At 39.0% G+C, this 685-nt stretch carries 1 pseudogene; it reads left to right on the forward strand.

What is annotated here, in order from left to right:
* Positions 1–151: 151 nt before the first annotated feature.
* Positions 152–685: pseudogene (locus FEZ33_RS12260) on the forward strand (IS21 family transposase); the annotation flags it as partial.

Consider the following 685-nt stretch of genomic DNA (forward strand, 5'->3'; position numbering starts at 1 on the left):
TGCGGTTCTTTTTACCAGTGATTGCGGACAGTTTTACCACTCTTTGCGGAAGAATTTACCAAAACTTATATATCCTCCTGTATACTTATTGAGCACGTTTACATCTTTTAGAAAGGTGAGCGTGACAATAAGATATATAGGAGGTTTTTGTATGTTCCCTTATCGAAAGATTTTGGAATTACATAGTGAAGGCGTATCGCTTAGAAGTATAGCTACGATTACACAGCACTCACGGCAAAAAGTAACGGAGGTGATTAAACTTGCAGAAAAGAGAGGTATCATCATCCCGTTGGATGAAGGAATCACTGATCCATGGCTGGAAGATTTCCTTTACCCTGAAAAGAAACAGGAGAATAGCGGGCGGCATGTCATGGACTTCGAATATGTCCATAAAGAATTAGCAAGACCTAATGTTACTTTGACTTTATTGCATGATGAGTATGTACGAGAAGCAAAGAGTGTAGGGAAAATACCTTATGCTTATCGAACTTTCGCTGAACATTATCACAATTATGCGATGAAATATAAGGCAACGATGCGCATTCGCCGAAAACCTGGAGAAATATTGGAGGTTGATTGGGCAGGTCAGACGTTGTCAGTTATTGATCCTGATACGGGTGAAAATAGAAAGGTGTATATATTTATCGCTACTTTACCTTGTTCTCAAATGTTTTACGTAGAAGGT

This window comes from Ruoffia tabacinasalis, assembly GCF_005864045.1.
Lineage (GTDB): Bacteria > Bacillota > Bacilli > Lactobacillales > Aerococcaceae > Ruoffia > Ruoffia tabacinasalis.